Source organism: Mitsuokella apri (genome assembly GCF_051886055.1).
GTDB lineage: Bacteria > Bacillota > Negativicutes > Selenomonadales > Selenomonadaceae > Mitsuokella.
In genome coordinates, this window is the sequence record NZ_JBJEXT010000056.1 from 21,358 (window position 1) to 27,673 (window position 6,316).

At 51.1% G+C, this 6,316-nt stretch carries 5 protein-coding genes and 2 tRNA genes; all 7 read left to right on the plus strand.

Features of this window, described 5'->3' with window-relative positions:
* Positions 1-11: 11 nt before the first annotated feature.
* The 7 genes from murG to ACI4OH_RS08445 all read left to right on the plus strand — a co-directional run bounded on the left by murG (position 12) and on the right by ACI4OH_RS08445 (position 5,993).
* Positions 12-1,121 (plus strand): undecaprenyldiphospho-muramoylpentapeptide beta-N-acetylglucosaminyltransferase, encoded by a 1,110-nt coding sequence (gene murG, locus ACI4OH_RS08415; protein ID WP_435722030.1) that lies wholly within the window; start codon positions 12-14, stop codon positions 1,119-1,121.
* 43 nt (positions 1,122-1,164) lie between these two features.
* A complete protein-coding gene (gene murC / locus ACI4OH_RS08420; protein ID WP_435722029.1) occupies positions 1,165-2,571 on the plus strand; it encodes a UDP-N-acetylmuramate--L-alanine ligase in 1,407 nt (468 codons plus the stop codon).
* A gap of 48 nt (positions 2,572-2,619) precedes the next feature.
* The gene (locus ACI4OH_RS08425) at positions 2,620-3,558 is read left to right on the plus strand and encodes a D-alanine--D-alanine ligase family protein (protein ID WP_432647951.1); all 939 of its coding nucleotides are present in this window, start codon (positions 2,620-2,622) and stop codon (positions 3,556-3,558) included.
* Between the two features lie 80 nt (positions 3,559-3,638).
* Positions 3,639-4,415 carry a cell division protein FtsQ/DivIB gene (locus tag ACI4OH_RS08430; RefSeq protein WP_432647952.1) on the plus strand — a complete coding sequence of 259 codons (777 nt, stop codon included), beginning with the start codon at positions 3,639-3,641 and terminating at the stop codon, positions 4,413-4,415.
* A gap of 180 nt (positions 4,416-4,595) precedes the next feature.
* Complete coding sequence (gene ftsZ, locus ACI4OH_RS08435) at positions 4,596-5,747, plus strand: cell division protein FtsZ (RefSeq protein ID WP_439784585.1); 1,152 nt, start codon at positions 4,596-4,598, stop codon at positions 5,745-5,747.
* A 76-nt stretch (positions 5,748-5,823) separates the two neighbouring features.
* Positions 5,824-5,909: transfer RNA gene (locus ACI4OH_RS08440), tRNA-Tyr, on the plus strand.
* Between the two features lie 7 nt (positions 5,910-5,916).
* A tRNA-Met gene (locus ACI4OH_RS08445) sits at positions 5,917-5,993 on the plus strand.
* Positions 5,994-6,316 lie beyond the last annotated feature (323 nt).

Sequence of the window (6,316 nt, forward strand, 5' to 3'; positions counted from 1 at the left end):
GGAGTCAAGTCTTGAATATCATCGTTTCCGGCGGTGGCACGGGCGGGCATATCTATCCGGCCATCACCATCATAAGGACCATTCAGCAGAAAGTACCAGACGCAAAGTTCCTTTATGTCGGTACGAAACGCGGCTTGGAAGCCGATATTATCCCGAAGGAAGGTCTGCCTTTTACAACAGTGGACATTCAGGGATTTGAGCGTCACCTGACACCGGATAATATCCTGCGTGCGGGACGCGCGATGGTTGGCGTAGCGAAGGCGACGCGCATTGTCCATAAATTCCAGCCGGACGTTGTCATTGGTACGGGCGGCTACGTCTGCGGTCCAATTCTTTTGGCTGCCAGCCTCATGCACATCCCGACGCTCATTCAGGAGCAGAATGTTGTGCCGGGCATCACGAATAAGATTCTTTCCAAATTTGTCACGAAGATTGCAGCAGGCACGGAAGAAGCCATGAAGCATTTTCCAGCGGACAAGGTTGTCTTCACGGGCAATCCGATTCGCAGCGAGGTGCTTTCGGCGCAGCGTGAGGACGGCGCGGCGGCTTTTGGCTTTGACCCGAAGAAAAAGACCGTGCTGGTTTCGGGCGGCAGCCGCGGTGCGCGTGCCATCAATCAGGCCATGATCGGTGTATTGAAGCACGCAGCGGACTATCCGGAGGTCCAGTTTTTGCACGTGACAGGCAAGCGCGGCTACCAAAATGTCCTGGAAGCCTTAGCAAAAGAGGGCGTGGAACTTTCGAAATGTCCGCATATCCTGGTAAAACCGTACCTTTATAATATGCCTCAGGCCATGGCAATGGCCGATTTGGCGATTTTCCGCGCCGGCGCGACGGGGCTGGCAGAGCTCACGGCACGAGGGATTCCTTCTATCCTGATTCCCTATCCATATGCGGCGGAGAATCATCAGGAACACAATGCAAAAGCCCTGCAGGACGCCGGTGCAGCCCGCATGATTCTCGACCGGGATTTGACAGCAGAATCTTTGAATGCGGTTCTGGCAGAGCTTTTGAGCGAACCGGATAAACTGCAGGCCATGGCCAAGGCCAGCAGGAAAATGGGAAGGCCGCAGGCTGCCAGCGACATTGCAGATATTGTTCTCGAGATTGCCAAAGGGTAACAGAGTGGCACAAATATAAAATGAAAATGGAAAAATAGGAAAGGTGATTGGAGTGCATAAAGAGCTCAAAGAGCTGAAAGGCATCAAGAAAATTCATTTCGTAGGCATTGGCGGCGCTGGCATGAGCCCGCTGGCCAAGATGATGGTCGAGCTCGGCTATGAGGTATCCGGCTCGGACCGCGGGGATTCCGGTATCATTGAGAAACTGCGTCAGATGGGCGCAAAAATCACGCTCGGCGGACAAAAAGCGGAAAATGTGCGCGGCGTTGACGCCATCGTCGTTTCTACGGCCATTCCGTTTGACAATCCGGAAGTCCTGGCAGCTAAAGATCTCGGCATCACGAAACTGCACCGTTCGGATATCAATGCAGCCCTTGTCAATGAATACAAGGGCATCGCGGTAGCAGGTGCACATGGCAAGACGACGACGACTTCGATGCTCGGCGTAGCTTTGACGCATGCCGGTGTTTCCCCGTCCGTCGTTGTCGGCGGTGAAGTGCCGGACCTCGGCACGAATGCCGTGCTCGGCAAGAGCGATTACCTTGTTTCGGAAGCCGATGAAAGCGACGGTTCTTTCCTCAAACTGCACCCGCATATTGCCGTCGTGACCAATGTCGAAGACGACCATATGGATCATTACGGTACGATGGAAAACATCATCAAGGCCTTCACGCAGTTTATCCAGAATGTCGATAAGGAGACAGGGTATGCTGTCATCTGCTTCGATAATGAGAACCTGCGCAATATGGCTAAAAATCTTGACCGCAAATACATCACCTACGCCATCGACCATGAGGCGGATTACCGCGCGAAAAATGTCACGCACAGCGGTACGGGCATTTCCTTTGATGTCTTCCATGGAGACGCTGAACTCGGTCATGTCGACCTCAACATTCCGGGGCGCCACAATGTGCTCGATGCCATGGCCTGCATTGTTACAGGACTTTCTCTCGGCGTAAGCTTCGAGAAGATGGCTGCGGGCCTTGCAGCCTTCCACGGTGCAAAGCGCCGCTTCCAGACAAAAGGGCGCGAAAACGGTGTCTGGATTGTTGATGATTACGCGCATCATCCGACAGAAATTGCGGCAACGCTCAAGGCTGCCAAGGAGACGAAGCCAAAGCGTCTGATCTGTGTGTTCCAGCCGCACCGCTATTCGCGCACGCAGCTTCTGCATGAGGAATTTGGCAAGGCATTTGTCTCGGCCGATGTCCTCGTACTCACGGACGTTTATGCTGCTGGCGAGGCTCCAATCCCAGGCATCAGCGGCCAGACGATTGTCGATGAAGTCACGCGCCAGTCCGGCCAGCACGTCGTTTATGAGCCAAAGCGTGAAAAACTGGCAGCGTACCTCAAGGATTTTGTACAGCCAGGGGACCTCGTCATCACGATGGGGGCAGGAGATATCTACAAGACGGGTGAAGAACTTGTCAGCCTGCTGCAGAATCAGTAAAATAGAATCGCAGAGTCTCATTCGCTATCATAAAGGAGAATTTTCAGAATGAATCAGGATAAGATCGTCGTAGTCATGGGTGGCCCTTCCACAGAAGCCGCAATCTCCCGTCAGACGGGCAATGCCATTTTGAAGGCGCTGCAGTCGAAAGGCTATAATGCGGAAGGCATGGAGCTCAATCCACCGACCTTTGCCGAAGATATTAAGAAGAGCGGCTGTGCCATCGTCTTCAATGCCCTTCATGGCAAGTTTGGTGAGGATGGTGTCCTGCAGGGTACTCTCGATATGCTCGGCATCCCTTATACGGGTTCTGGCGTTCTTGCTGCAGCTGTCACGATGGATAAAGCCGCTTCAAAGCGCGTCTTTGTCGCAGAAGGCATCTCGACGCCGCGTTCCCATACATATCATCGTTTTGAAATGAAACGTGACCTCGCCGCTGAAATCGAAAAAGGATTTTCGCTGCCAGTCGTCGTCAAAGCTGCTTCACAGGGCTCGAGCATTGGTGTTTACATCGTGGAAACGAAGGATGCCCTTCAGGATGCCTTGAAAGAGGCTTTCTCGTACAATGATGAGGTCCTCGTGGAAGAATTTATCCGCGGCAAAGAACTGACTGTTGCAGTATGGGGCAATGAAGAAAAGAAGGAAGCTTTTCCTATTATCGAAATCACGACGACTTCCGGCCGTTACGACTATGAGAGCAAATACACAAAAGGTGCTTCCACTCATATCATTCCGGCCCGTGTTTCGGATGAAAAGACGAAGGAAATTCAGGACCTTGCCATCAAGACATTTACGGCCTGCGGCTGCCGCGGTGTCGCACGCGTTGACATGATGCTCAGCGAGAATGGCACGCCGTACGTCATAGAAGTCAATTCTGTACCGGGCATGACAGAGCTCTCGCTGGTACCGGATGCCGGACGTGCTATGGGGGTAGAATTCCCCGAGCTATGCGAACGCATTCTCGAGATGGCAGGTTTCAAGAAGTAAGAACAAGCTGAGAGAAGCATTTTCATTTTTTGCGCCGGACTTTTCTGTGTCCGGCGCTTTTCCATACAGGGGGATGCACTTTGAAGGAACAAGAGCAAAAAAAACATCGCAGCGGCAGGCGGCTTTTCAAGGGGTTCCTGTTCCTGGCTGCCTGCGGACTCATCATGGCCGTAGTCGTCTATACGCCAATTTTTACACTCAAGCATGTCGATGTCAGCGGCACGACATATCTGACACAGGACCAGATTTGTGAAATCGGTCGAATTCATACAGGAGAGCCATTGTTTCAGCTGCAGACAGATGCTGTGGCCCAGAACCTCATGCATGATCTGCGTATTGAATCCGCTGTCGTAAGACGGCAGCTGCCGGACAGACTGGAAATTGAGGTGACGGAACGGAAGCCTGTAGCCACTGTGGCCTGTGATTATGGCTATCTTGACCTTGATCATACAGGAAAGGTACTTGCCGCTTACCGTGCACTGCACAGCGTTCCCATTCCCCTGATTACAGGCACACAGGTCTCAGGACTTTATCTTGGTGATGATGTGGATGACGAAAACATTAAAAAAGTTCTTTATTTCCTGAGTCAGATTGACCTGGAGGCCTTGAATCAGATTTCTGAAGTCAATATAGCCAATCCGGATGCGGTCACTGCCTATGCGAACAGCTCTGTGCAAATCCGTCTGGGAAAACTTGATCGTCTGGATGAAAAAGCACAGCTCACGGCTGATTTTGTCAAATCTTTGAAGACGAGCAAGCATGCCATTGATTATGTTGATTTCAGCTATGAAGCGCCATTCATCAAATTAAAGGGATTTGATCCGAATGCTGACGATAAAGAGGCGGCGAAATCATGAGAGGCGTAAGATTGTCAGGCAGCACGAAGTGTTGTAAAATCAAGATAAAGAAATTTTCACTTTACCTATGGTATTCGGTATAAAATGATGGTAAACTGATAGAGGTATCTTGTGCAAAGATATCTTTAGTATAAGAAATGGACATTGGACTTTTCGGATGTCGAACTATATATTCTCGTGATGGGGGTTAAGGCAGTGTTTGAACTTGATGATAATGGGCTCGATCAATTGGCCAAAATAAAAGTAATCGGTGTAGGCGGCGGCGGCAGCAATGCTGTTAACCGCATGATCAATCTTGGACTGCAGGGCGTGGAGTTCATTGCTGTCAATACGGATGCACAGGCGCTTTTGAAATCCCTGGCTCCGAAGCGCATGCAGATCGGCGAGAAGCTGACGCGCGGCCTCGGTGCCGGTGCACAGCCGGAAATCGGCCAGAAGGCTGCAGAAGAGAGCCGCGATGACATCCTCGACACGCTGCGCGGGGCTGACATGGTCTTTGTCACGGCTGGCATGGGCGGCGGCACTGGCACTGGTGCTGCTCCTGTCGTAGCGGAATGTGCACGTGAGATTGGCGCGCTGACGGTAGGCGTCGTGACGCGTCCGTTCTCTTTTGAGGGCATGAAGCGCCGCCGCAATGCAGAACTGGGAATTGAAAATCTCAAAAAACACGTGGATACCATTATCACGATTCCGAATGACCGTCTCATGCAGGTGGTTGACAAGAAGACGCCGATTACGCAGGCCTTCAGCATCGCCGATGATGTCCTGCGTCAGGGTGTCAAGGGTATTTCGGACCTCATTGCCCTGCCAGGCCTCATCAACCTCGACTTTGCTGATGTCAAGAGTATCATGAGCAACGCTGGTTCAGCTCTCATGGGCATTGGTGAAGCTTCCGGTGAAAATGCAGCCGTCGAAGCTGCCAAGGCAGCCATTGCTTCGCCGCTTCTTGAAACGAGCATTGACGGTGCACGCGGTGTTTTGCTCAATGTTACGGGTGCTGAGGAGAATCTCAGCATGTTTGAAGTCACGGAAGCTTCTGAGGCCATCGAGAAAGCAGCAGATTCGCAGGCGAATATCATCTGGGGTGCATCCATTGATGATTCCATGGGGGATACAGTACGCGTAACGGTCATCGCTACGGGCTTTGACGCACCGGAAGAGACTGTAGGGGTACCAGATGCCAAGGCACAGGCTCCGGCGCAGCCACAGGCCGCTCAGACGCAGCAGAATGCGGCACAGCCGGCTGCCCAGCAGGATAATTCTGCTTCGATTGGCACCACTGTCGGCACGGACAGCTTTATCGATATCCCTGTCTGGATGCGCAGAAAATAAAAATCAAATAAAGTATTGACAAGTGCGTAAATAGCCTATATAATAAATACTGTTCTTAACGCACTTGTTAAGACATGGGTAGGTGCCCGAGTGGTTAAAGGGAACAGACTGTAAATCTGTCATCTTCGGATTACGATGGTTCGAATCCATCCCTGCCCACCATTTTTATGGCGGCATAGCTCAGTTGGCTAGAGCATGCGGTTCATACCCGCAGTGTCCGGAGTTCAAATCTCTGTGCCGCCACCAAATCGCTAATAAAAACGCATCGATTATTCGATGCGTTTTTTTATTTTTATGAATCGCGGGCATAAAGTTTTTTATAAAATGGTGTTGACAAAAGACACAAAATCCTGTAATATAATACAAGTCGCCGCAAGACATCGGCCGATATGAAAAAGATGAGAACGAAGCTCCTTGATCGGAAGCCGCTCGTCGCTGTCATACAGCCGACAATCTTCAAAATGAAAAAGAAAAAAGTTCTTGACAGAATGAAGAAGCTGCGATACAATAAATAAGTCGCTTGAAGCGAGAATGCTTCGAAAGACCAAGTTGTTCTTTGAAAACTAAAC